Genomic DNA, 24,505 nt, shown 5'->3' with positions numbered 1-24,505 from the left:
TGATAGTGAGTGAGGCGTCAGTGCGCCCGCAGGCTGGTGGCGGGTGCCGGATGGACGCGCGCAGTTGCCAGGGTCAGCCATGATACCAGCAGGCCGGCCACGGTCAAGAACAGCAGCCAGGGCAGCGGCCCCCGTTCGGACAGGCTGGCCGCCAGCGGCGTGGCCAGCGACGACAAGGTCATCTGGAAGGCGCCCAGCAGCGCGGCCGTGGAACCGAGCGCGCGCTGCTGGGAACCCATGGCCATGGCCATCAGCGCCGCTTCCGCGATGCCCAGGCCAAACAGGGCCACGAACATGCCCGGCACGACGGCGGCGATGCCTGCTCCCGCCCAGGCGCCGAGCAGCGCCAGCCCCGCGCCGCCCAGCATGGCCGCGCTGCCCGCCACGCAAAGGCGCGCCACGCCGTGCTTTTCCACCAGGCGGCCGCTGGCCATGGCACCGAGCAGCACGGCCACGCCCGTGGCGCCGAACACGAGGCCGAAGCTGCCCGCCGACAGGCCGAAATCGCGCTGGTACACGAGCGATGCGCCGCCGATGTACGCAAACAGGAAGAAGAAGCTGGCCGACAGGGCCAGCGCGGGCAGCAGGAAGGCGCGGTCCAGCGCGATGCGCGCATACGTGCGGTGCATGCCGCGCGGCGAGACCCGCTTGGCTCTGGGCAAGGTCTCCGGCAGGAATAGCGCGCTGTTGAGCAAGGTCACGGCGCCCAGCGCGGCCAGGGCCAGCATCACGGCGCGCCAGCCGTAATGGGCGTCGAGCAGGCCGCCCACGGCGGGCGCCAGCACGGGCGCCAGGCCGACGATGGTCATCAGGAGGGCAAACAGCTGCGCCGCTTTGACGCCGTCGGCCACGTCGCGCACCATGCTCATCACGACCACCAGGGTCAGCGCCGCGCCCAGGCCCTGCAAGGTCCGCGCCAGCAGCAGGGTACTCAGCTGGTCCGCCTGCGACGCCCATGCGGCGGCAAGAATGTAGACGGCGATGCCGGCCAGCAGCGGACGGCGCCGACCCAGCATGTCCGTCAGGGGACCGCACAGCAATTGCCCGCCGCCCAGCGCCAGCAGGAAGACGGTCAGGCTCAGCTGCACGTTCGCATACGAGGTGTGCAGTTCGCGCGCCATGGCCGGCATCGACGCGAGGTACATGTCGATGCCGGCCGGACCGAGCACGGCCACCAGGGCCAGGGAAGCGGCCAGCCCGAGACTGGCGGCGGGGAGATGGGTTTGCTGCTGCATTGCGATTCCTTCGTGTCGTCAAAAAACCGGCATGGACACTGCCGTCTTTTTTATTGTACACTGGCTACCTACCGATAGGTAGGTTGTTCAATTACTGAAAAGGACGAGGACGATGAAAAAAGAAACCATGACGGGTGCGCCGCACCTGCGGGGAGAGCGGACATGACGGAAGTGGGTATTTCGCTCAGCGGCGTGGCCGTGGCCTTGCTGTTCGCCGCCTGGAGTTCGCACCGCGCCCGCTGCGAGCGGCGCGATGTCGTGCTGCTGACGATGCTGGGCACCGCCCTGGGATTACCGGGCGCGGCCTTGCTGGCGCTGTAGGACGCCCATGAAAAAACGGCAGACCTTGCGGCCTGCCGTTCTGGTTTAATGTTCCCGGTTTTCGCCGGGATTTTAATTCCTGATTACTGAGTATCGACGCCTGACAAAACCGTAGCGAGCGTCAGTGAGGCTCGGCGCCCCCTTGTGGCCGAGAAGCGCAACCGTACTTCAGTACGGTGAGCATCGCCGGCCGCAAAGCGCGACGCGCAGTAGGTTTGGTCTGGCGTTATTCCTCTTCGTAGGAGCTGATCGGTGCGCAACCGCAGAACAGGTTGCGGTCGCCGTACACGTTGTCGGCGCGGCCGACCGGCGGCCAGTATTTGCGCTGGCGCAAGGAAGCGACGGGGTAGGCGGCGATTTCGCGGCTGTACTTGCGTTCCCAGTTGTCCGACATCAATACCTGTGCCGTGTGCGGCGCGTTTTTCAGCGGGTTGTCGTCGTGGTCGAATTCACCGCTGGCGACCTTGGCGATTTCCGCGCGGATGGCGATCATGGCGTCGATGAAGCGGTCGATTTCCACTTTCGATTCGCTTTCCGTCGGCTCGATCATCAGGGTGCCCGGCACGGGGAAGCTCATGGTCGGCGCATGGAAACCGAAGTCCATCAAGCGCTTGGCCACGTCTTCGTTGCTGATGCCGGTGGCGTCCGTGATCGGGCGCAGGTCCAGGATGCACTCGTGGGCGACCAGGCCGTCGTGGCCCGAGTACAGCACCGGGTAGTGCGGCGCCAGGCGGCGTGCGATGTAGTTCGCCGCCAGGATCGCCGTCTCGGTGGCGGCCGTCAAGCCTTCCGCGCCCATCATGGCGATGTACATCCACGAAATCGGCAGGATGCTGGCCGAGCCGAACGGCGCGGCGCTGACGGCGCCGATGCCGGCGGCGTCGCGCTGGTAGCCCGAGGAACGCTGGTTCGGCAGGAATTTCGCCAGGTGGGCGCCGACGCCGATCGGGCCGACGCCTGGTCCGCCACCGCCGTGCGGGATGCAGAAGGTTTTATGCAGGTTCAGGTGGGATACGTCGCCGCCAAACGAGCCGGGAGCGGCCACGCCGACCAGCGCGTTCATGTTGGCGCCGTCGATGTAGACCTGGCCGCCGTGCGCGTGGATGATTTCGCACAGTTCCTGGATGCCTTCTTCAAACACGCCGTGGGTGGATGGGTAGGTGACCATTACGCAGGCCAGGTTGGCGCTGTGCTTTTCCGCCTTCGCCTTCAGGTCGGCCAGGTCCACGTTGCCGTTAGCGTCGCAGCTGGTGACGACCACCTGCATGCCGACCATGTTGGCCGAGGCGGGGTTGGTGCCGTGCGCCGATGATGGGATCAGGCAGATGTTGCGGTGGCCTTCGCCGCGCGATTCATGGTAGGCCTTGATCACCAGCAGACCCGCGTATTCGCCCTGCGAGCCGGCGTTCGGCTGCAGCGAGACGGCCGCGTAGCCCGTCAAGGCGCACAGCATCTCTTCCAGCTGCGAAATCATCTCGCGGTAGCCAACCGTTTGCGCGTCCGGCGCGAACGGGTGGATGTTCGAAAATTCCGGCCAGGTGACGGGGATCATTTCGCTCGTCGCGTTTAGCTTCATGGTGCACGAACCGAGCGGGATCATGGTGCGGTCCAGCGCCAGGTCCTTGTCGGCCAGGCTGCGCAGGTAGCGCAGCATTTCGTGTTCCGAATGGTAGCTGTTGAAGACGGGGTGGGTCAGGTAGGCGCTTTCGCGCGCCAGTTGCGCCGGCAGGGCGCTGGTCACGCCCGCTTCCACGCTGTCCAGGTCCGGCGCGGCAGGCGCGTTGGCCAGGCCGTGCGCGAACACCTTCCACAGCAGCGCGATATCGTCGCGCGTGGTGGTTTCATCGAGCGACACGCCCACGTGGGTGTTGTCGATCTTGCGCAGGTTGACGCCGTGGTGCATGGCCGTCGCGTGCAGCTGCGCCGCATCGGCGACGTTGATGGTCAGGGTGTCGAAGTAAGTCGCGTTGACGACGCCATAGCCGAGGGTCTTCAGGTTGGCGGCCAGCACGCCCGTAAAGCGGTGCACGCGGCGGGCGATCTGCAGCAGGCCGGCAGGGCCGTGGTAGACGGCGTACATCGAGGCCATCACGGCCAGCAACACTTGCGCCGTGCAGATGTTGGAGGTCGCTTTTTCGCGGCGGATATGCTGTTCGCGCGTTTGCAGGGCCAGGCGATACGCCTTGTTGCCTTGCGCATCGACGGTCACGCCCACCAGGCGGCCCGACATATTGCGCTTGAATTCATCGCGCGTGGACAGATAGCCCGCGTGCGGGCCGCCGAAACCGAGCGGCACGCCGAAGCGCTGGCTGTTGCCGACGACGACGTCGGCGCCCCATTCGCCAGGAGGCGTGAGCATGGTCAGGGCCAGCAGGTCGGCCGCGACGATGACCATGGCGCCGTTCGCGTGCAGCTTTTCCACGCCGGCGCGGTAATCGCGCACGACGCCGTTGACGCCAGGGTATTGCAGCAGCACGCCGAAGCAGGCGTCCAGCGATTCGATTTCAGCCGGATCAAACGTGCGCACTTCGATGCCGATCGGCTGGGCGCGCGTCTGCACCACTTCCAGCGTTTGCGGCAGCACGTCATTGGCCACATACAGCACGTTCGACTTCGACTTGCCCACGCGCTGGATCAGGGTCATCGCTTCGGCGGCGGCCGTGCCTTCGTCCAGCATCGAGGCGTTCGAGATGCCCATGCCGGTGAGGTCAGTGATCACTTGCTGGAAGTTCAGGATCGCTTCCAGGCGGCCTTGCGAAATCTCAGGCTGGTAAGGCGTGTACGCCGTGTACCAGGCCGGATTTTCAAAGATGTTGCGCAAAACGACACCGGGCGTGAACGTGTTGTAGTAGCCTTGGCCGATCAGGGATTTGAGTACCTGGTTCTTGCCGGCGATGGCTTTCAGGCGCGACAGGGCTTCCTGTTCCGGCATCGGCTGCGAGTACGCGCCCAGGGGCAGGGCGCCCTTGTTGCGGATGTTGGCCGGTACCAGGGCGTCGATCAGCGCGGCGCGCGATGGATAGCCGAGGGTCGCCAGCATGGCTGCTTGTTCGGTGTGGGAAGGGCCGATGTGGCGGGCGATGAAGGCATCGCGTGCTTCGAGTTGGGTCAGGCTGGTGCGGGTCATGATATAGAGGCCAAAAAAGACTGAAAAACCGGGATGCGGCGCGCGGGCGCAGCGCAGAAAAAATGCAAACGGGCCGCGATTGCGGCCCGTGAGTCAAACGCGATTACGCGCCGGTGGTGGCGCCATAGGCGGCAGCGTCGAGCAAGCCGTCCAGGGCCGACACGTCGGCTGGCTTGATCTTGAACAACCAGTTGGCGTAGGCGTCGGCATTGATCGACTCGGGCGAGTTGACCACGTCGTCGTTGACGGCCACGACTTCGCCGGCGATCGGCGCGTAGATGTCGCTCGCTGCCTTGACCGATTCCACCACGGCGGCGTCGTCGCCGGCGCCGTAGGTGTTGCCCACGGTTGGCAGTTCGACGAAGACGATGTCGCCCAGGGCGTCCTGCGCGTACTCGGTGATGCCGACGGTGATCGTGCCGTCGCCTTCAAGGCGTACCCATTCGTGGGAAGCGGTGTACTTCAGGTCTGCAGGAATGTTCATGTGTGGCTCCAGATGGTAAGTGTTCGTTATTGATTATGGTTGTACGGTCTTGCGGGCGGCTCTATAAAACCTTACGCAGCCAGGATTTTACCGTTACGCACGAAAGGCAGCTTGACGACGGAAGCGGCCAGCTGCTTGCCGCGGATTTCCACGTGCACGGTGTCGCCCACGGCGACGCCGTTCGGCACGCGCGCCAGCGCGATCGCTTCCTGCATCGTCGGGCTGAAGGTGCCGCTGGTGATTTCGCCCGTGGCTTCGCTGCCGGCGATGATGACTTTCTGGTGGGCGCGCAGCACGCCGCCTTTTTCGCGCAGGATCAGTCCCACGAATTGCGCGTTCTGGCCCTTGGCCAGCAGGGCCGCCTTGCCGATGAAATCGCGTTCGCTGACGAGGTCGATGGTCCACGCCAGGCCCGCGTCGAGCGGGTTGACGGTTTCATCCATGTCCTGGCCGTACAGATTCATGCCCGCTTCCAGGCGCAGGGTGTCGCGCGCGCCCAGGCCGGCAGGCTTGACGCCGGCCGCCGCCAGGGCGTTCCACAGCGCTTCCACCTGGGTCGCGGCCACGCCGATTTCAAAGCCGTCTTCGCCCGTGTAGCCGGTGCGCGCCAGCATGACTTCGCCGAAGGCCGTGTCCTTGACGATGACGACGTTGAACGGCTTGATGGCTTCGGACGCGGCTTGCGTTTCCGGCAGCACTTGCCACACCTTGGCGCGCGCGTTCGGGCCTTGCACGGCCACCAGGGCCATCGGATTGTTGGCATTGCGGCGCTCGGTGATCGTCAGGCCGCTGTTGGTGTTGGTGTTTTGCTGCTGCATCCACGCCACGTCTTTTTCAGCCGTGCCCGCGTTGACGACGAGGCGGAACCAGTTTTCGTTGAAGAAGTAGACGATCAGGTCATCGATGACGGTACCTTCGGCATTGAGCATGCACGAGTACAGCGCCTTGCCCGACACTTGCAGCTTGTCAACGTTGTTGGCCAGCAAGCCGCGCAAAAAGGCGCGCACGTTCGGACCTTCGATATCGACCACGCACATATGGGACACGTCGAACATGCCGGCATCGCCGCGCACGGCGTTGTGTTCTTCGATTTGCGAGCCGTAGTTGACGGGCATGTCCCAGCCGCCGAAATCGACCATGCGGGCGCCGAGGGCACGGTGGGCGTTATTGAGTGGGGTCGCTTTGAGCGTCATGGATTCCTCGGGACGAAGGTAAAAGGGGAGTTAACAAAACATAGAATAGCCAAACACGGCTTTCCAGCGTGATCACTGACCCCCCTGTCCTTTGTACCTGAGAGATTACGGGGGCTTGCCCCGTGCGCCCCTTCGGTGGGCCGCCGGCAATAGCCGCGGCCGCTCTCCAGAGTTGAGCTGAAACGTGTCGCCAAAGCAACAGCTTCAGTCCGCCTGATCGGTCCTTTTGCCTGAGAGTTTTTGGGTAGTGCCCCTTCGGCGGCAACGCTGGTTTGCCCTCTCCCGATCAAGTGGGAGGAATATATGCCAGCAGGGTGTTTCTGTCAATCTGAAAAGACATTGTCAAATTGCAGCAAAAGCCCCGGTTTGCGGGGCTGGGAAGGGCGCTGGCCCGGTGCAAAAGGGCGCCCGGCCGCGCGGGAATGCGCTATGATGAAATTCTGGCTTTCTTGCGGGTGCCTGCCATGAACACTACACAAAGCGAGACGCAAAACAACACCGAGCAGCACGGTTACTTTACCCTCTCGGGCGACGTCAACAGCGATATGGTGCGGCGCGTCTTCAACGCCGCGGCCGACATCACGGAAGACAAGCTCACCACCGCGCACATCCTGATCCAGTCGAACGGCGGCTATGTCAGCGACGGCATCTGTCTGTACAACTTCCTCAGCAAGTTGCCGCTCGACATCATCACCTATAACGGGGGCGCCGTGGCCTCCATCGCCGTCACCCTGTTCCTGGCGGGGCGGCACCGCCATGCCAGCGACACGGCCCGCTTCATGGTGCACAAGTCGCATGCGACAGCCTCGCCCGGTTCCCGCCCCGACGCGCTCAGCATCATCGTCGAGGGCTTGCGCGCCGACGACATGCGTACCGAGCGCATCCTGCGCGGCCACGTCAGCCTGACGGAAGAGCAGTGGCAGGTGCACGCGTATTCCGACCTGCACCTGACGGCCGACCAGGCGCTGGAAGTGGGCATGATCGAATCGATCCGCGACTTTGCGCCGCCCAAGGGCAAGCGCCTGACGAATATCTGACGCCTGCCGCGCCCCGCCATGCCATGCCGGGCCGATGGTTTCGGCGTGGAAAGTTTGTAATCGAATGTAATTCTTCGCTGCAGCACAGCAAAAGCCGCGCGGAACAGGGCAGAGTCGTGGCATAGTGCAAGCTGATCATGAAATAAGTGCAGGCGCGATGACTTGGTGGAATGGGATTTCTTTTGCGGCCGATATGTCCGTGATGGGGCCGGCTGGCGTGGCGATTGCCCTGTGGCTGCTCGTCTCGCGCCAATGGCGCCTCGTGCTCAGCTGGAGCCTGTGGTACGGCGGCGGCCTGGCCCTCGTGGTGCTGTCGAAGCTGGCCTTCATGAGCTGGGGCGTGGGCAGCAGCGCGCTCGATTTTACGGGCTTCAGCGGCCACGCCATGCGCGCCGGCGCCGTGTTTCCCGTGCTGATGTATGTGCTGCTGCAGCGGGCTGCACCGCGCTGGCGCCATGCCGGCGTGCTCGTCGGCGTGGCCTTTGCCGTGCTGGTGGCCATTTCGCGCGTGGTCGTGCATGCGCACAGCGTGTCGGAAGCCGTCAGCGGCTGCGTGCTGGGCCTGGCGCTGGCCCTGGGCTTCATGTGGAGCGCCCGCGGCGCCGTGAATATCGCCGTCAGCCATGCGCTGGCCCTGGCCAGCCTCGTGCTGATGGTGGTGCTCAGCTTCAAGGCGGAGCCCATGCCGACCGAGCAATGGCTGCAAAAACTGGCCCTGGCGCTGTCCGGCCATGAGCGTGTTTTTTCCCGCGAAGACTGGAAACTGGCGCAGGATGGCCGCCCAGCCCCGTAAGGCGGGGCGCGCCGGCGCCTGGCGCTGCGGTTTTTTGGCCAGAAAAGCATCAGGAAATGGTATGATGAACCACTCCCTGCGGTGAGTGGCCGGACTGTTGCCGCAAGGGTGGCCAAGGTGGCCATGAACTGAATATGAACCGGGTTCACCCAAATATAACCGCCAGCATAGGCCAGGAACTCTAAAACACGTGCGTCTCTCTTCCATCAAGTTGTCGGGATTTAAGTCTTTCGTCGATCCCACCAATTTCCAGGTGCCAGGCCAGCTCGTGGGCGTGGTCGGGCCGAATGGCTGCGGCAAGTCGAACATCATCGACGCCGTGCGCTGGGTGCTGGGCGAATCGAAAGCGTCGGAATTGCGCGGCGAATCGATGCAGGACGTCATTTTCAATGGCTCCACCCACCGCAAACCGGCCGGGCGCGCTTCCGTGGAACTGGTGTTCGACAATAACGATGGCAAGGCGTCCGGCCAGTGGGGCCAGTACGCCGAGATCGCCGTCAAGCGCACCCTGACGCGCGACGGCACCTCCACCTATTACATCAATGGCCAGCCCGTGCGCCGGCGCGACATCCAGGATATCTTCCTCGGCACGGGCCTCGGTCCGCGCGCCTACGCCATCATCGGCCAGGGCATGATTTCGCGCATCATCGAATCGCGCCCGGAAGAATTGCGCGTCTTCCTCGAAGAAGCGGCCGGCGTATCGAAATACAAGGAACGCCGCCGCGAGACGGAAAACCGGCTGCAGGACACGCGCGAAAACCTGTTGCGCGTGGAAGATATCTTGCGCGAACTCAATGCCAACCTGGAAAAGCTGGAAGCGCAGGCCGCTGTCGCCACCCGTTTCCACGCCTTGCAGGCGGACCAGGAAGAAAAACAGAAGCTGTTGTGGCTGCTGCGCAAGAACGAGGCGCAAAACGAGCAGACGCGCTATTTCCGCGAAGTGGAACAGGCGCAGACGGACCTGGAAGAGCAGACGGCCAAGCTGCGCAACGTCGAGCTGACCCTGGAGCAGATGCGCCAGGCGCACTTTGCCGTGGGCGACCGTTTGCATACGGCGCAAGGCCATCTGTACCAGACGAATGCGGAAATCGGCAGCCTGGAAGCGCAGATCAAGTTCGTCATCGAATCGCGCGCCCGCCTGCAGGCGCAGCTGGCCACCCTGACGGCCCAGCGCGACCAGTGGACCAGCCAGGGCGGCGAATACCAGGAACAGATCGAAGAGGCGGAATTCCACCTCGAGGAACTGGCCGCGAAGGTTGAGCAATCGCAAATGATGGCGGAACAGAAGGGCGAGCAATTGCCCGAGCTGGACGCCGCCTGGCGCGCCGCGCAAAACAAGAGCACGGAATCGCGCGCGCGCATCATGCAGGCGCAGCAGCAGCTGGAGCTGGAATCGGCGCACCAGCGCAACGCCTCGAACATCCTGGCCAGCCTCTTGAGCCGCCGCGAGCGCCTGCAGCAGGAAAAGAACAGCCTCAGTCTGCCCGACAGCAGCCACCTGGAAAACCTGAAACTGCAACTGGAAGAAAAGCAGCAAACCCTGGAAGAGCAGGGTTTCTACCTGGAAGAAGCGCTGGAGCAGCAACCCAAGCTGGAGCAGGAGCGGGCCGAGGCGCAGGCGCAAGTCAATGCCGAGACGGCGGCGAATGCCCAGCTGGAAGCGCGTCTTTCCGCTTTGAAACAATTGCAGGAACGGGTACAGACGCAGGGCAAGGTCCAGCCCTGGCTGAAAAAGCACGAGCTCGACACCTTGCCGCGTCTGTGGCAAAAGCTGCAGATCGAAGCGGGTTGGGAAGCGGCCATGGAGTCGATCTTGCGCGAGCGCACGTCGGCCTTGCAACTGTCGAATATCGACTGGGCCAAGGCCTTCTTTGCCGACGCGCCGCCGGCCAAGCTGGCCCTGTACGCGCCGTCGACCGTGGCGCCGCTGCCGCTGCCGGAAATCGCCGGCCTGAAACCCTTCCTGAACTTGTTGAAACTCAACGATCCGGGCTTGCGTGGCTTGCTGCAGGATTGGCTGTACAACGCCTATGCCGTGGAAGACGCGGCCGAAGCGCTGGCCGAACGCGCTAAATTGCCGCCGGGCGGCTATTTCGTCACGCGCGCCGGTCACGTCGTGACGGCCACCAGCGTGCGCTTCTATGCGGCCGATTCGGAGCAGGAAGGCATGCTGGGCCGCCAGCAGGAAATCGACAATATCGGCAAGCAGTTGCGTGCCCAGCAATTGCTGGCCGAAGAGGCGCGCGCCCGTTCCGTGCGGGCCGATGCGGCCGTCGCCACCCTGACGCGCAATCTGTCCGACTTGCGCTTGCGCATACAGCAACTGACGTCTTCCGTGCATACTCTGCAACTGGACGTGGTGAAACTGTCGGAAGTGGAAGCGCGTTTCAACCAGCGCAGCACGCAGATCGGCGCCGACTTGGCCGAGATCGCCGCGCAGGAAGCGGAGCAGATGCAGACCAAGCTGGAATCGGAAGAAAAATTCGAACAGCTGGACATGGAGCTGGGCAACTTGCAGGAAGCGCACGAAGACGGCCACACGGATTTCCTGCAGAAGGAACAGCGTCTGGCCGAGGCGCGCGAAGCCTTGCGCGACCTGGAACGGGCCGCCAAGGATACGGAATACGCGGAAAAAGCCCACCGCGCGAAGATCGAGGAATTGCGCCGCAACATCGCCACGGCCAGCACGCAGGCGCAGCAAGTGACGGAAAGCCTGCAGGCGGGCGAACTGGAATTGGCCAACCTGGAAAGCGGCGCGGCCGCCGACGGCTTGCAGGACTTGCTCGAACGCCGCACGACGCAGGAGCGGGCGCTGGCGGACGCGCGCCACGAACTCGATCAGATTACGCAGCAGCTGCGCCTGTCCGAAGATGCGCGCACGCAATCGGAACGCAGCTTGCAGCCGCAGCGCGACAAGATCATGGAAATGCAGCTCAAGGAACAGGCTGCGCGCCTGAACCAGGAGCAATTCGCCCAGCAACTGCTGGAAGCGGGCGCCGATGAAGCGGCCCTGACGGAAAAGCTGCACCCGGACATGCGTCCATCGTATCTGCAGGGCGAAGTGACGCGCCTGACGAACGCCATCACGGGCCTGGGCGCCGTCAACCTGGCCGCGCTGGACGAGCTGGCGCAGGCATCCGAGCGCAAGAATTTCCTCGACGCCCAGAATGCCGACCTGACGGAAGCGATCAATACGCTGGAAGACGCGATCCACAAGATCGACAAGGAAACGCGCGACTTGTTGCAAGACACGTTCGACAAGGTCAACCATCACTTTTCCGAGCTGTTCCCGATTCTGTTCGGCGGCGGCCAGGCCAGACTGACCATGACGGGCGACGAGATTCTCGATTCCGGTGTACAAGTCATGGCGCAGCCTCCCGGCAAGAAAAATGCCACCATCCACCTGTTATCGGGTGGAGAGAAGGCGCTGACCGCGACCGCATTGGTGTTTTCCATGTTCCGCCTGAATCCGGCGCCGTTCTGCCTGCTCGACGAAGTCGATGCACCGCTGGACGATTCGAACACGGAACGCTTCTGCCGCATGGTCAAGCGCATGTCCGACCAGACCCAATTCCTTTTCATTTCGCATAACAAGATTGCGATGGAAATGGCCCATCAATTGATCGGTGTGACGATGCAGGAGCAGGGCGTATCGCGCATCGTGGCGGTGGACATGGAGTCCGCCGCAAATTTTGCAACCGAGGCACAAGCAGCATGACAGACCTTCAAATTACCTTGTTCGGCGCCGGCGGCGTCTTTATTGTCGGTGTTTTCTCGTACAACAAATGGCAGGAATACAAGGCCAAGAAAAGCGTGGAACGGGCTTTTTCCACCGACCACGACGACGTGCTGATGCGCGAGGGCGAGGCCCCTGCCGTGGAAACCCAGGAACCCGTGCTGCGCCAGGAACCGCGCTTCGACGCCGCGCCCGCCGCCAAGGCCGAACCGTCGTTCGGCGCGCCGCCGGCGGCCGTGGTGCCGGACGCGCCCGTGCATGCGGAACCGTCGCTGGCCGATGCCGACCCTGCACCAGCCGCTCCTGCCGCGCCGGCGCAGCCGGAAGTCAGCGCCGCCAGCGAACAGGCGACCAGCCTGGTCGACCCGCTGATCGATTGCCTGCTGCCTTTGTCGCTGGAAGCGCCCGTGCGCGGCGACAAGATCCTGCCCGTGCTGCAAACCCTGCGCCTGGTGGGCAACAAGCCCGTCCACTTCATCGGTTTGCACGTGAATGGCGACTGGGAACCGATCACGCATGGCGGTGTCTACACCAAGATGCAGGGCGGCGTGCAGCTGGCCAGCCGCAGCACGGCCCTGAATGAACTGGAATACTCGGAACTGGTCACGCGCCTGCGCGGCGTGGCTGACGAGATCGGCGCCGAGCCGGAAGTGCCCGACATGATGGAAGTGATGGCCGAAGCGCGCAATCTGCACCGCTTCGTGGCCGGTCACGATGCCCAGCTGGGCGTCAACCTGCACACGAATGGCGCGCCATGGGCCATTTCCACCTTGCTGTTCGCGCTGGAAAAGCAGGGCTTCGACGTGCGTCCGGACGGCCGTTTCGTCATGCCGGACGGCGAAGGCGGCTATCTGTTCTCGCTGTCGACGAATGTCACCCTGGCCGAGGAAACGACGCCGCGCCTGACCCTGCTGCTGGACGTGCCATGCGTGGCGCCCGCGCGCGACGGCTTCGGCGCCATGGTCGCTTGCGCCAAGGCACTGGTGGGCCGCCTGGACGCCACCATCGTCGACGATTACAACCAGGCCCTGTCGGACGCGGCGCTGGCCGAGATCGCCGGCCAGGTGCAAGAGTTTTACCAGGAAATGGACGCGGCCGACATTCCGGCCGGTTCCACCCGCGCCCTGCGTTTATTTAGCTGAAGAATCCCGCAACAATGACTGATCCGATCAACCAGGACGCCGCCCAGCGGAATGCCGCTCAGCGCGTCCTGGCACTCACGGCCGAACTCAATCGGCATCTGCACGCCTACCACGTGCTCGACAATCCCACCATCCCCGATGCCGAGTACGACAAGCTGTTCGTCGAACTGCAGGCGCTGGAAGCGGCCCATCCCGACTTGCGCACGCCCGATTCGCCCACCTTGCGCGTGGGCGCGGCGCCCTTGCCGCAATTCGAGCAAGTCACGCACACGGTGCCGATGTTGTCGCTGAACAATGGTTTCACCGATGACGATATCGTCAACTTCGACCGCCGCGTGCGCGAAGGCCTGGACCTTGACGGTGCGGAAGTCGATTACGCTGCCGAAGTGAAATTCGACGGCCTGGCGATCAACCTGCGCTATGAAAACGGCCTGTTCATACAGGCGGCCACGCGCGGCGATGGCGCCACGGGCGAGGACGTGACGGCGAATATCCGCACCATTTCCGGCATCCCGTTGCGCCTGCACGGCGACAGGATTCCTGCCGTGCTCGACGTGCGCGGCGAAGTCATGATGTTTAAGGCCGATTTTGCCCGCCTGAACGAACGCCAGCGCGAAGCGGGCCAGAAGGAATTCGCCAACCCGCGCAATGCGGCGGCCGGCAGCCTGCGCCAGCTCGATTCGCGCATCACGGCCCAGCGCAAGCTGCGTTTCTATGCGTACGGCATCGGCGCCCTCGATGGCGCCGCCATGCCCGTGTCGCATTCTGCCTTGCTGGACTGGTACGAAACCCTGGGCATTCCCGTATCGAAGGAGCGCCGTGTGGTGCAGGGCGCGCAAGGCTTGCTCGATTACTACGCGGACATCGGCGCGCGCCGTCCCGCCTTGCCGTATGAAATCGACGGCGTCGTCTACAAGGTGAACGCGACGGAAGACCAGCAGGAGCTGGGTTTTGTGTCGCGCGCACCGCGTTTTGCGCTGGCGCACAAGTTCCCTGCCGAAGAGGCGCTGACGCAGGTGCTGGGCATCGATATCCAGGTGGGCCGCACGGGCGCCATGACGCCCGTGGCGCGCCTGGCGCCCGTCTCCGTGGGCGGCGTGACGGTCACCAACGCCACCTTGCACAATGAAGACGAGGTGCTGCGCAAGGATGTGCGCGTGGGCGATACGGTTATCGTGCGCCGCGCCGGCGACGTGATTCCCGAAGTGCTGTCCGTGGTGCTGGAAAAGCGGCCGGAACCGGCGCCGCCGCCGTTCAAGATGCGGGAAACGTGCCCCGTGTGCGGCTCGCACGTGGTGCGCGAAGAGGGCGAGGCGATTGCCCGCTGCTCGGGCGGCCTGTTCTGCTCGGCGCAGCGCAAGGAAGCGTTCCGCCATTTCGCGGGCCGGCGCATGATGGATATCGAAGGCCTGGGCGAACGTTATATCGATACCCTGGTCGAACTGGAATACGTGCACGGCCTGGCCGACTTGTACAGCCTGACCCTGGATAAATTGCTGGAAATGAAAGTGCGCGCCGACGAGCGCGACGGTTCGACGCCAGAAACAGTGCAACAAGGCAAGATTCCCACCAAGTGGGCGGAAAACTTGCTGGCCGGTATAGAAGCGAGCAAGCGCCCGCCGCTTGAGCGTTTCCTGTTCGCGCTGGGCATCCGCCACGTGGGCGAATCGACGGCCAAGACCCTGGCCGAGTGGCTCGGCAGCCTGGCGTATGTGCGGCAAGCGCCAGCAGCCTTGCTGCGCGTGCTGCCCGATATCGGCGGCACGGTCGCCGAGTCGATTGCCGATTTCTTTGCCGAAGAAAAGAACCAGCAGGCGCTGCAGGCGTTGCTGGACGCCGGTGTCGCGCCGCAAGGCGAACATGCGCCCAGCGCCAAGCTGCGCACGCAGCTCGAACAAACCACCTTGCTTGCCGCCATCGGCATCCCGAAGCTGACGGAGCCGCGCAGCAAGCAGCTGGTGGAGCGGGGCGTGACCCTGGCCAGCCTGGCCGCGCAGGGCGCCAGCTTCCATGCGGGCTTGCCTGCCGCCGTGGCCGAGTCGCTGGCGCAATGGCTGGCCGATGAGGGCAATGTCAAGCTGCTTGGTCAACTGGACGCCCTGCGTCATGAATTACTGTCACAATTGCCTGAAATGCCAGCCGCTGGCGGCAAGCTGGACGGCAAGACTTTCGTCCTGACGGGTACCTTGCCCAACATGAGCCGCGACGAGGCGGCGGAGCTGATCGAAGCGGCCGGTGGCAAGGTCAGCGGTTCTGTTTCGAAGAAGACAGGATATGTCGTGGCCGGCTCGGATGCCGGCAGCAAGCTGGCCAAGGCCCAGGAACTGGGCGTGGCCATCCTCGACGAGGCTGGCTTGCTGGCTTTGCTCGCGCAGGATTAATTCTTAAAATATTACAGAAGACCCATGAAAAAAATCAGAAAAGCAGTCTTTCCCGTCGCCGGCCTGGGCAGCCGCTTCTTGCCAGCGACCAAGGCACAACCGAAGGAAATGTTGCCCATCGTCGATAAACCATTGATCCAGTACGCGGTGGAAGAAGCGGTGGCGGCCGGTATCACGGAAATGATCTTCATCACGGGACGCAACAAGCGCGCCATCGAAGACCATTTCGATACGGCTTACGAGCTGGAATCGGAGCTGGAAGCGGCCGGCAAGCGCCAGTTGCTCGACATGGTGCAAAACGTCATTCCCAAGCATATCAATTGCATTTACATCCGCCAGTCGGCGCCGCTGGGCCTGGGGCATGCCGTGTTGTGCGCCCGTCCCGTGATCGGCGACGAGCCGTTTGCCGTCTTGCTGGCCGACGATTTCATGGATGTACAAGAAGGCGTACGCCCCGTGCTGGCGCAGATGACCGATGTCTTCCAGTATGAAAATTGCTCACTGCTGGCCGTGCAGGATGTGCCGCGCGCGGAAACCAAGCAGTACGGTATTGTGTCGGCAAAGAATTATCAGCCCGACCTGGAGCTGGTCTCGGCCATCGTGGAAAAGCCCGCGCCCGAAGAGGCGCCGTCAACCCTGGCCGTGGTGGGCCGTTATGTGCTGACCAGCCGTATCTTTAACCATCTGGAAAATATCGGCACGGGCGCCGGCGGCGAAATCCAGTTGACGGACGGCATCGCCGCCCTGATGCGCGAAGAGCGCGTGCTGGCTTACCGCTACCAGGGGCAGCGTTATGATTGCGGCTCCAAGCTTGGTTACCTGAAGGCAACGACGGCGATGGGCATGAAACATCCGGAAACGGGCGCCGCCTTCCGTAGCTATCTGCAACAACTGCAAGCGACACTGGAAACAAAATGACGGTACGTGACATCCTCAAGATGGGCGATCCGCGCCTGCTGCGCATGGCCGAGCCCGTGCGTGAATTCGATACGCCCGAACTGCATGCCTTGATCGCCGACATGTTCGACACCATGCATGCGGCCAATGGCGCGGGCCTGGCGGCGCCGCAGATCGGCGTCAACCTGCAGCTGGTGATCTACGGCTTCAAGCAGAACCTGCGCTACCCCGATGCGCCGCAAGTGCCGGAAACCGTGCTGATCAACCCTGTGCTGACGCCTTTGTCGGAACGCAAGGAAGAGGGTTTCGAGGGCTGCCTGTCCGTGCCCGGCCTGCGCGGCAGCGTGCCGCGCTGGAGCGAGCTGCACTACGAAGGCGTGGACCAGTTCGGCCAGCCCATCAGCCGCGACTGTGACGGTTTCCATGCGCGCGTGGTGCAGCATGAAGTAGACCACTTGCACGGCATTTTGTATCCGATGCGTATCGTTGATTTTACGCAATTCGGCTACACGGAAGTGATGTTTCCGGATTTAGATCCAAACGACGACGATTAATTGCCGCTTAATCTGGGATCAGACCCGCCGGGGCAGATCCCAAACGTTGCCGGTGGTAATGGTTAATGAACAAAAAATGGCCGCGCAGCATCAGCTGGGCGGCCATTTTCCATGCGTGAAGCGAAGCTAGCGCACCTTGCGGCTGCTGCCCAGGTTGTCGAGCAGCATCTTCAACTCATCCTGCATGGCATCCGTCAGGTTCAGGAAGCGGCAGCCGATCTGCACCTGCTCGCCCAGCAGGAAGGAGCGGAAGGTGCGCGACAGGCGGATTTCCAGGTCGGCGATCATGACCTTGTTCGGTCCCAGCTCCAGGCGCACGCGCGACAGCTTGCGCCCCACGTACAGGCCTACCGTGTCGCGCGGATGGGCGCGCATGCCGATGCCGCCGGCCGAGAAATCATATAGTTGCAATTCATACGGACGCCCCTCGAGCACGAATGCGGCCAGGTAGTACACGCCCAGCGGCGTTTCCAGGCGTGCCGATTCCCGTCGTTCCAGCACCAGACAATGGCTGGGGAAGTTGGTCAGATACACGTTTGGCCGCTCGGGATACGCTTCCCATTCGCCATTGATGGTAAATTGCAACTTGGCGCTTTGCACCCACGACACAAACGTGGCGCCGCCTTCGGGCAGGGTGGCGCCTTCATTCAGTTCCAGCACGAATTGCGGCAAGTCGTCGTCGACGGACAGGATGCGCGCCATGATGACGTCTTCGCCGCCCGCCGGGTAGATGGAAATGGCGTCGCCGTTGTCTGCCAGGCTGCACAGGGTTTCGCCGATATCCCACGGATCGCTCATATGGTGCGGCTTGGTGCCTGGCGCCATCGGCTCGGCCACGTCAGCCAGGCTGGGCGCGCCTTTGCGCAGGGGATTGGGGATGGGATCGTTCACGACAGCGTATCTCTTTTGTTCTGATGGGGAATAGTGTATAGGTTTAAAGCAATATTTACTAAGTAAATCACAATAATTGTTTTTATATCACTATATTCCTGTTGCTTATATGGCTTGGCATGCCACGCGGCATGCCACCTTGATGCCGTCGCTTAAAACTGTTCGTCCGCGCTCAGGTAACGCCATTGGCCCGTCGGCAAGTCGCCCAGTTTGACCTTGCCGATGCGCACGCGTTTCAGGCCCAGCACTTTCAGGCCGACGGCTTCGCACATGCGGCGGATCTGGCGTTTCTTGCCTTCGCGCAAGGTAAAGCTCAGCTGGTCTTCATTTTGCCAACGCACCTTCGCCGGCAGCAGCGGCTTGCCGTCGAGCCACAGGCCGTGGTTGAGCTTTTTCAGTTCGCTGTCGGGCAGGGTGCCGCCCTTGGTGTAGCTCACGCGCACCAGGTATTCCTTGTCGATATCGGTATCGTGGCCGATCAGTTGCTTGGCCACGCGGCCGTCCTGCGTCAGGACGAGCAAGCCGACGGAATCGATGTCCAGGCGGCCGGCCGCCACCAGGCTGCGCAGCTGGGTGGGGTGGAACTGTTCCGGGCTGCGGTCTTCCGCCCAGCGGTTTTCCGCCTTGATCAGGGCCACGGCCGGCGTGTAGCCGTCTTCGGCCTGGCCGCTGACATAGCCGACGGGTTTGTTGATCAGCACGGTGACCCGCTTCGATTGCTCGGCCGCCGCCTGGCGTTCCACGGTGACCCGCTGGCTCGGGTAGACCTTGCTGCCCAGCTCGGACACCACCTTGCCATCCACGCGGACCCAGCCGCGTGCGATCCATTCATCGGCTTCACGGCGGGAGCACAGGCCCAGTTCGGACATGCGTTTGGACAAGCGTAATAATTCTTCGGTCATGTTGTTTCAGTTTCAGTAAGGTAGGCGCTGCGCGGAAAGTCTACACTTTCAGCGCATCGAGTAAATCGGTTTCCAGCAATATCTGGTTGCGGGCATTGTTGAGCGCGGGACCGTCGACGAGGAAAACGTCTTCGACCCGCTCGCCCAGGGTCATGATCTTGGCCGTGTGCAAGTTGATGCGGTACTTGGTCAGCACGTTGGCGATCGCATACAGCAGCCCCGTGCGGTCGTTGGCCGCCACCGACAGCAAATAGTATTGGCCCTTTTCATCGGGCCGCAAATCCACGGTCGGCTGGAAGGGGAAGGTGCGCGACAGGCGCGACAGCCGTCCCTTGCCCGGCGGCGGCAGCGGCGTTTGCGACTGCAGCAGCTCGCCCAGCTCATGCTCGATCAGGCTGATGATGTCGCGGTAGCTCTTGGCGAAATTTTGCTCCGTGACAAGGAACGTGTCGAGCGCATAGCCATTCTTGGTCGTGTGGATCTTCGCGTCGAGAATGCTGAAGTTCTTGCGGTCGAAATAGCTGCAGATGCGCGCGAACAGGTCGGGCTGGTCGGGAATGTACACGGCCACCTGCAAGCCTTCGCCGATGGGCGCCAGCCGGCATTTTACCACCGGCAACTTGCTGTCGAGCTTGTCATACAGCGAGCGCGTTTGCCAGGCGATGTCGGACGCGTCGTGGCGCAGGAAATACGCCACGTCCAGCTGCTGCCACAGTTTCAGATGCGCGTCCGGCGGCAAGCCGTACAGGCGCAGGGTGGCCAGCGCTTCCTGCTGGCGGTTCTTCAGCTCGCGGTCGGCCGTGTGCGGCTCGCCGCCCAGCACGCGCAAGGTGATCTTGTACAGGTCTTCCAGCAGCTTGCCCTTCCAGGCATTCCACACTTTCGGGCTGGTGCCGCGGATGTCGGCCACCGTCAGCAGGTACAGGCCCGTCAGGTGGCGCTCGTCCTTGACCACTTTTGCAAAGGCGGCGATGACGTCGGGATCGGACAAATCCTGCTTTTGCGCCACTTGCGACATGGTCAGGTGATTTTCCACCAAGAAAGCCACCAGTTCCGTGTCTTCTTCCGACAGGCCGTGCTCCTGGCAGAACTGGGTGGCGTCGGCCACGCCCAGCTTCGAATGGTCGCCGCCGCGGCCCTTGGCGATGTCGTGGAACAGGGCCGCCACATACAGCAGCCACGATTGCGAGAAATCGGCCATCAGCTGGCTGCAGAACGGGTATTCGTGCGCGTGTTCGCTCATGGTGAAGCGGCGCATGTTGCGCACTACCATCAAAATGTGCTGGTCGACCGTGTACACGTGGAACAGGTCGTGCTGCATCTGGCCCACGATGCGGCGGAAATTCGGCAGGTAGCGTCCCAGGATGCTCATCTCGTTCATGCGCCGCAGCGCATGGATGATGCCGACCGGCGCTTGCATGATGCGCAGGAAGAGGGCGCGGTTGACGGGGTCCTGGCGGAAGGCGGCGTCGATCTTGAAGCGCGCGTGCCACAGGGCCCGCGTGGCGCGCGAGGTCATGCCCTTCAGGGCGGGGCGTTCCGTCATCAGCACGAAGACTTCCAGCATGGCCGATGGGTATTGCTCGAACGTATCGTCGGCGCTGATGTCGATCAGGCTGTTGACTTCATTGAAGCGTGCGTTGATGGGCACGGCCACATTGTCTTGTGGAAACAATCGCGCTTCGATGTTTTGCAGCAAAATCGTGTTGAGCTGGGTCACCGTCTTGGCGGCCCAGTAGTAGCGCTGCATGAGGAATTCGCTGGCGCGGCGCATGTGCGGCCCGCTGCCCGTCGCCTGCAAGCCCAGCGATTCGGCGATGGCCGTCTGCACGTCGAACACGAGGCGGTCTTCGCGCCGCCCCGCATGCAGGTGCAGGCGCACGCGGATATCCTTGAAAGCGCGCTCTTTTTCCATCAGCTGGCGCGCTTCCGTCAGGGTGATCAGGCCGCCCGTGGCCAGGGTGCGCCACGAGTTCGCCAGGCCCGCCGCCTTGGCTACCCACAGGATCACCTGCAAGTCGCGCAAGCCGCCCGGGCTTTCCTTGCAATTCGGTTCCAGGCTGAAGGCCGTGTCTTCGTATTTGGCATGGCGCTGGCGCATTTCCGCCGTTTTCGCCTGGAAAAACGCCTGCGGGTCCATGGCTGCGTCATAGCGTTGCTGCAATTGCGCGAACAAGTCCGCGTTGCCGCACACGAGGCGCGCTTCGAGCAAGCTCGTTTGCACGGTGATGTCGGCCTTCGATTCGACCAGGCATTCATCGACCGTGCGGATGCTGTGGCCGATTTCCAGGCCCAGGTCCCACAGCAGCTGCACCAGTTCCTCGAGCTTTTCCTGCGTGGCCCCATCGGGCGGTTGTTGCAGCAGGATCAGCAGGTCGACGTCGGAATACGGAAACAGTTCGCCGCGGCCATAGCCGCCCACGCCCACCAGGGAAGTGCCTGGCGGCAAGCCCGCTTCCTGCCAGGCGCGCGCCAGCACGCCGTCGACGCTGTGGCGCAGGCTGCGCAGCAGTTTTTCAGGCTTGCCGTCGGCCTGGAAGGCCGCAATGACGACCTGGCGGTCGGCTTTCAGTTGCTGTTTCAGCTGTTCCCGAACTTGCTTTTTCATCTGGGCCCTGGGTGGCGGTGCGTGGGGTGGAGAATCAGGCTTTGTTCAGGATCAAGGCCGGTGGCGGTGGCATGCCGGGCGAGACGGTCAGCACTTCATAACCCGTTTCCGTCACCAGCACCGTGTGTTCCCATTGCGCCGACAGGCTGCGGTCCTTGGTTTTGATGGTCCAGCCATCGTTCATTTCGCGGATTTCGCGGCGGCCCGAGTTGATCATCGGTTCGACGGTGAAAATCATGCCCGCTTCCAGGCGTTCCAGGGTGCCTGGCTTGCCGTAATGTAACACTTGCGGTTCTTCATGGAAGACCTTGCCGATGCCGTGGCCGCAGAATTCGCGCACCACGCTGTAGCCTGCCTTTTCCGCGTGCTGCTGGATGGCGTGGCCGATATCGCCCAGGTGGGCACCGGGCTTGATCTGGGCTATGCCCAGCCACATGCATTCATAGGTGATTTCCGACAGGCGCTTGGCCAGGATGGTGGGCGTGCCGACGAGGAACATGCGGCTGTTGTCGCCGTGGTAGCCATCCTTGATGACGGTGATGTCGAGGTTGACGGAGTCGCCGCTTTTCAAGACCTTGTCGCCGGGGATGCCGTGGCAGATGACGTCGTTGACGGAGGTGCAGATGGCTTTCGGGTAGGGCGTGTAGCCGGGCGGGCAATAGTTCAGCGGGGCAGGGATGGTGCCTTGCACGTTGACCATGTATTCGTGGCACAGGCGGTCCAGTTCGCCGGTCGTGACGCCGACCTTGACGAAGGGAGTGATGTAGTCGAGCACTTCGGCGCCGAGTTTGCCGGCAACGCGCATGCCTTCGATGTCGGCGGCGGTATTGATACGGATGGTGGACATGATGTAATTCGCAATCTGCAAGTTGTTCGGGTGAAAAGCACAGACGAATCTCAGCGTAGGAGGAAAAGTCTGCAAATATGTCGAAATTATAAACGAGGCGCCCTGTATCCGCCGCCTCCATCCTAGGGCGGGCAGGCGTTTTTTGCGGGAATGGCCATGGCGGATACGCCTTGCACCAGCGTGGTGCAACGCTTGCCGTCGCTGCGCGCGCGATTTGCGCCGTGGGCTTGATGAAATGGGCATTTCGGTGTAGAATCCCGGGTTGCTTGAATTCTCTTTTAAGCAATGTAGTAAAACAGTGTCTTTAATTTATATAAACACGCGAATCCGGTCGACAAGGGTGCCTGTATGGTGACTGATCGGATTCCAGACCCAACCCTGGAGTTAATAATGTCCGTAACAATGCGCGAAATGCTGGAAGCCGGTGTCCACTTTGGTCACCAAACCCGTTTTTGGAATCCAAAAATGGCACCGTTCATCTTCGGCCATCGCAACAAGATCCACATCATCAACCTGGAAAAAACCATGGCGATGTACCAGGACGCAATGAAGCACGTGCGTCAACTGGCTGCAAACCGTGGCACCATCCTGATGGTTGGCACCAAGCGTCAAGCTCGCGAAATCATCGCTGCTGAAGCACAACGCGCTGGCGTGCCTTTCGTTGATCAACGTTGGTTGGGCGGCATGCTGACCAACTTCAAAACGATCAAAACCTCGATCAAGCGTCTGAAAGACATGGAAGTGATGATCGAAGACGGTTCGATCGAGAAGCTGTCGAAAAAAGAAGCGCTGATGTTCTCCCGCGAAATGATCAAGCTGCAAAAATCGATCGGCGGCATCAAGGACATGGGCGGCATTCCTGACGCAATCTTCGTCGTCGACGTCGGCTACCACAAAGGTGCGATCACCGAAGCAGCTAAACTGGGTATCCCGGTCATCGGCGTTGTCGATACCAACCACTCCCCAGAAGGCGTGAACTTCGTGATCCCAGGTAACGATGACTCCTCGAAAGCCATCATGTTGTACGCTCGCGGTGTTGCTGATGCAATCATCGAAGGCCGTGCAGCTGCCGGTAACGAAGTTGTTGAAATGGTTAAAGCAGCCGCTGGCGACGAATTCGTCGAAGTAAACGAACAGGCTTAATGGCCAGGCTATCGCAGGATAGCCGTTTGTAAGCACAGCAGTAAGGGAAAAGGGGTGGCAGCAGCTCCCCCTTTTTTTTAACAAAAAAACGATAGTGACCGCTGGCGAGGCATGCATGCCCGGCCGCGACTATCGACTCACCGAATCAGGAGAAACACATGGCAGCGATTACAGCAGCGATGGTAGGCGAATTGCGCGGCAAAACCGACGCACCAATGATGGAATGCAAAAAAGCACTGACCGAAGCCGAAGGCGACATGGCTCGTGCGGAAGAGATCCTGCGCGTCAAACTGGGCGGCAAGGCATCGAAAGCATCGGCACGCATTACCGCTGAAGGCGTCGTGGCAACTTACATCGCCAATGGCGTAGGCGCCTTGGTCGAAGTGAACTCGGAAACCGACTTTGTTGCGAAAAACGACGATTTCCTGGCACTGGCCAACAACGCTGCCCGTCTGGTAGCAGAACACAACCCGGCTGACGTCGCTGCCCTGCTGGCCCTGCCACTCGATGGCAAGACCCTGGAAGACGTGCGCGCTGCCCTGATCGGCAAAATCGGCGAAAACATGACCATCCGCCGCTTCCAGCGTTTCGAAACCAGCGCCAAGCTGGCTTCGTACCTGCACGGTTCGCGCATCGGCGTGATCGTCGAATTCGACGGCGCCGATGAGCAAGTCGGCAAAGACGTGGCCATGCACATCGCTGCCATGAAGCCAGTGTCGCTGTCGTCGAACGAAGTTCCTGCGGAACTGATCGAAAAAGAGCGTTCGGTTGCACAACTGAAAGCCGAAGAAGACGCAGCCAAAGCGGCCGCCGAAGGCAAGCCAGCGCAATCGCCGGAAATCCTGGCCAAGCGCCTGGAAGGTTCCGTACAGAAGTTCTTGAAAGAAGTTTCCCTGCTGAACCAAGCTTTCGTGAAAAACGACAAGCTGTCGGTTGAGCAAATGCTGAAGGCGGCTAACACCAGCGTCAAAGGTTTCGCCATGTACGTAGTGGGCGAGGGCATCGAGAAGAAGCAAGACGACTTCGCAGCAGAAGTCGCAGCACAGATGGCTGCCTCCCAGGGAGCGTAAGTAAAGCGGGCCGAGAGGCCCGTTTTTTTGGCCCGCCCGCACCTGTCGTGCCGGGCGGCGGCATGGGCAGCTTCCTCCCGCCTATCCGGCGCTGCAAGGCGCTGCGCCATGTCATACTCGAATAACCTCATTTATGGAGCCCCA

Annotated in this window: 18 protein-coding genes and 2 riboswitches; of the genes, 10 read left to right on the top strand and 8 right to left on the bottom strand. The window is 62.3% G+C overall.

The annotated features are described in order from the left end of the window. Positions 1–17 precede the first annotated feature (17 nt). On the bottom strand, positions 18–1,235 hold the full coding sequence (locus OX460_RS07970; protein WP_289898334.1) for a Bcr/CflA family efflux MFS transporter: 1,218 nt from the start codon (positions 1,233–1,235) through the stop codon (positions 18–20). 162 nt (positions 1,236–1,397) lie between these two features. On the opposite strand from OX460_RS07970, the gene OX460_RS07965 reads away from it, so the two are divergent. Continuing rightward, on the top strand, positions 1,398–1,556 hold the full coding sequence (locus OX460_RS07965; protein ID WP_171985004.1) for a hypothetical protein: 159 nt from the start codon (positions 1,398–1,400) through the stop codon (positions 1,554–1,556). A gap of 226 nt (positions 1,557–1,782) precedes the next feature. Here OX460_RS07965 and gcvP read toward each other — a convergent pair whose 3' ends face one another. From gcvP to gcvT, 3 genes are all read right to left on the bottom strand, one after another. Then, positions 1,783–4,683, bottom strand: a complete 2,901-nt coding sequence (gcvP, locus tag OX460_RS07960) for an aminomethyl-transferring glycine dehydrogenase (RefSeq protein WP_289898333.1) — start codon at positions 4,681–4,683, stop codon at positions 1,783–1,785. Positions 4,684–4,786: 103 nt separating this feature from the next. Next, positions 4,787–5,167 (bottom strand): glycine cleavage system protein GcvH, encoded by a 381-nt coding sequence (gene gcvH, locus OX460_RS07955; protein WP_077403327.1) that lies wholly within the window; start codon positions 5,165–5,167, stop codon positions 4,787–4,789. A gap of 71 nt (positions 5,168–5,238) precedes the next feature. Further along, on the bottom strand, positions 5,239–6,360 hold the full coding sequence (gene gcvT / locus OX460_RS07950) for a glycine cleavage system aminomethyltransferase GcvT (RefSeq protein ID WP_251349130.1): 1,122 nt from the start codon (positions 6,358–6,360) through the stop codon (positions 5,239–5,241). A gap of 74 nt (positions 6,361–6,434) precedes the next feature. Next, a riboswitch (glycine riboswitch) is annotated at positions 6,435–6,540 on the bottom strand. A 28-nt stretch (positions 6,541–6,568) separates the two neighbouring features. Then, positions 6,569–6,655: riboswitch (glycine riboswitch) on the bottom strand. Between the two features lie 169 nt (positions 6,656–6,824). Between gcvT and OX460_RS07945 the strand changes: the two genes are divergently transcribed. From OX460_RS07945 to def, 7 genes are all read left to right on the top strand, one after another. Continuing rightward, entirely contained in the window at positions 6,825–7,397 is a 573-nt protein-coding gene (locus OX460_RS07945; protein ID WP_257218643.1) for an ATP-dependent Clp protease proteolytic subunit, read from the top strand. A 157-nt stretch (positions 7,398–7,554) separates the two neighbouring features. Next, the gene (locus OX460_RS07940) at positions 7,555–8,190 is read left to right on the top strand and encodes a phosphatase PAP2 family protein (RefSeq protein ID WP_253192868.1); all 636 of its coding nucleotides are present in this window, start codon (positions 7,555–7,557) and stop codon (positions 8,188–8,190) included. A gap of 190 nt (positions 8,191–8,380) precedes the next feature. Next, positions 8,381–11,908: a chromosome segregation protein SMC gene (gene smc, locus OX460_RS07935; protein WP_289898332.1), complete on the top strand. Its 3,528-nt coding sequence runs from the start codon at positions 8,381–8,383 to the stop codon at positions 11,906–11,908. Then, a complete protein-coding gene (locus tag OX460_RS07930; protein ID WP_099664336.1) occupies positions 11,905–13,068 on the top strand; it encodes a cell division protein ZipA C-terminal FtsZ-binding domain-containing protein in 1,164 nt (387 codons plus the stop codon). Before smc ends, OX460_RS07930 begins: the two co-directional genes overlap by 4 nt. Positions 13,069–13,082: 14 nt before the next feature. Further along, on the top strand, positions 13,083–15,449 hold the full coding sequence (gene ligA, locus OX460_RS07925) for an NAD-dependent DNA ligase LigA (protein WP_289898331.1): 2,367 nt from the start codon (positions 13,083–13,085) through the stop codon (positions 15,447–15,449). Between the two features lie 24 nt (positions 15,450–15,473). Further along, positions 15,474–16,367 (top strand): UTP--glucose-1-phosphate uridylyltransferase GalU, encoded by an 894-nt coding sequence (gene galU / locus OX460_RS07920; protein ID WP_077403348.1) that lies wholly within the window; start codon positions 15,474–15,476, stop codon positions 16,365–16,367. Next, positions 16,364–16,900 (top strand): peptide deformylase, encoded by a 537-nt coding sequence (def, locus tag OX460_RS07915; protein ID WP_076569759.1) that lies wholly within the window; start codon positions 16,364–16,366, stop codon positions 16,898–16,900. The genes galU and def overlap by 4 nt, the downstream gene beginning before the upstream one ends. A gap of 126 nt (positions 16,901–17,026) precedes the next feature. On the opposite strand, the gene OX460_RS07910 is transcribed toward def, so the two are convergent. The 4 genes from OX460_RS07910 to map form a co-directional block, all read right to left on the bottom strand. Then, positions 17,027–17,791, bottom strand: coding sequence for a PilZ domain-containing protein (locus tag OX460_RS07910; protein ID WP_251349124.1), 765 nt, complete (start codon positions 17,789–17,791; stop codon positions 17,027–17,029). A 152-nt stretch (positions 17,792–17,943) separates the two neighbouring features. Next, positions 17,944–18,693: a pseudouridine synthase gene (locus OX460_RS07905; protein ID WP_034752263.1), complete on the bottom strand. Its 750-nt coding sequence runs from the start codon at positions 18,691–18,693 to the stop codon at positions 17,944–17,946. Between the two features lie 40 nt (positions 18,694–18,733). Then, a complete protein-coding gene (locus OX460_RS07900; protein ID WP_251349123.1) occupies positions 18,734–21,301 on the bottom strand; it encodes a [protein-PII] uridylyltransferase in 2,568 nt (855 codons plus the stop codon). 34 nt (positions 21,302–21,335) lie between these two features. Beyond that, positions 21,336–22,148: a type I methionyl aminopeptidase gene (gene map / locus OX460_RS07895; protein ID WP_099668116.1), complete on the bottom strand. Its 813-nt coding sequence runs from the start codon at positions 22,146–22,148 to the stop codon at positions 21,336–21,338. A 390-nt stretch (positions 22,149–22,538) separates the two neighbouring features. Between map and rpsB the strand changes: the two genes are divergently transcribed. After that, complete coding sequence (gene rpsB / locus OX460_RS07890) at positions 22,539–23,291, top strand: 30S ribosomal protein S2 (RefSeq protein WP_010397614.1); 753 nt, start codon at positions 22,539–22,541, stop codon at positions 23,289–23,291. 158 nt (positions 23,292–23,449) lie between these two features. Next, positions 23,450–24,361 carry a translation elongation factor Ts gene (gene tsf, locus OX460_RS07885; RefSeq protein ID WP_034752260.1) on the top strand — a complete coding sequence of 304 codons (912 nt, stop codon included), beginning with the start codon at positions 23,450–23,452 and terminating at the stop codon, positions 24,359–24,361. Positions 24,362–24,505: the final 144 nt, after the last annotated feature.

It is taken from the genome of Janthinobacterium sp. SUN033, from assembly GCF_030397595.1.
Classification (GTDB): domain Bacteria; phylum Pseudomonadota; class Gammaproteobacteria; order Burkholderiales; family Burkholderiaceae_D; genus Janthinobacterium; species Janthinobacterium kumbetense.
The sequence above is the reverse complement of the archived record's forward strand: the minus strand, read 5'-3'. Positions and strand labels throughout refer to the sequence as shown.